Source organism: Cedecea sp. NFIX57, assembly GCF_900177785.1.
Lineage (GTDB): Bacteria > Pseudomonadota > Gammaproteobacteria > Enterobacterales > Enterobacteriaceae > Cedecea > Cedecea neteri_C.
In genome coordinates this window covers 1-1272 of sequence record NZ_FXAS01000127.1, presented here as the reverse complement: position 1 = coordinate 1272, position 1272 = coordinate 1, and the positions used below count along the sequence as shown (strand labels likewise).

Below are 1272 nucleotides of genomic sequence, written 5' to 3'. Positions count from 1 at the left end.
GTGGTGCCGTTCGCCATCGCCTGCGTGAGCCCCTGGTGGATATCGTTCAGCACATCGAGCTTCAGAATACCGGCGACGGTGAACTGCACGGCGTGTGCCTCATCCTCCAGGTCCTTCCAGCTGAAGGTCGGCGTCAGATGTTTGCCCTCAAAATACCGGATGGCCGCCTCCGGCTTCAGGGTCATGGCGAACCCGGCATTAATCCCCGGCATGGCTCTGGCCCATCACATCGGCCACAAACACGGCCTGACCGACCAGCTCCTGCAGGGAGCCGTCCTGAAGGTCCGGGTACGCTTCTGCCAGCAGCGCGTACACCGCATCCGGCGACGAGGTAGCCCGGATTTTCTCCAGCAGCGGGCGCAGCATCGCCTCCGCCGCCTGATTTGCCTGCGCGGCCAGCGCCAGCGGGGCAGCGTCCAGCTGCTGCTGAACAGCATCAGAGGATGCCTGCGGCACCGAGAGCGCGGCCAGCCGCAGCTGCATGGCGGCCGACAGCGTGGCCTCCCCGGCCGGAGACTGCACGGAGAGCGGCTTCAGCACCACCTGACCCTCGCCGGGCACCGGAATACCGCTGCGGTCAGCGAACCATTCCTGGCTGATGGCCGCCCCGATGGCCTGCGCCCCGGAGACAATTTTTACCAGCTTCTCCAGGTCAACCGGCTCGCGGGTATCAAACTCCAGGCGCGGCATGCGGGCCGCATCGTAGCGACCGTTGAGGACCAGCAGGGGGCGAAGGAGCTGCGCGGTCAGCGTCTCCGCCACCATGCGTGCGTCGCCTGCCAGCAGGTCGTGCCGGACTTCGTTATGGACATTGCCCAGCGCGTTGGTGGACGTTTCGCCGTCTGCCTGGCTGGTGAGCGTCCCACCGAGGATGGCTTTTGACTGCACTTTCTCGCACCAGTCCACCATGGCAAAAAATGGCGAACTCTGACCGGGCGCAGGGACTTTCAGCTCAATCTCGGCCTCTTTGGGGATGATGCCCCCGCCGTTACGGGCCATCATGCGGATGCCCTGCAGCAATCGGCTGCGGGCTTTCTCATCCATGGAGGCGTCGTATTTCCCGATGCGGAACGGCAGGCCGTAGAGATTGAGAAACTGCGCCCAGTCACGGGCAGAAAGGTTCTTGAACAGATAAGACCAGACCAGCACCCGAAACAGACCGCTCTGGGCGACAGACCCGGATTTTGCCCGGTGCCGGTGGACTATCCAGCCGGTTTCCCACAGCGGCTCGCCGTCGGCACTGGTGCCGGTGTTCAGCCGGATATCATCATG

Annotated in this window: 2 protein-coding genes; both read right to left on the bottom strand. The window is 64.2% G+C overall.

Annotated features, from left to right (window positions below):
• Nucleotides 1–185, bottom strand: a 185-nt coding sequence (locus tag B9Y90_RS26205; RefSeq protein WP_441302672.1) for a phage head morphogenesis protein, incomplete at its 3' end; no start/stop codon positions are given.
• A gap of 13 nt (nt 186–198) precedes the next feature.
• Nucleotides 199–1272: DUF935 domain-containing protein (locus tag B9Y90_RS26200; protein ID WP_139827528.1), on the bottom strand; the 1074-nt coding region annotated here is incomplete at its 5' end.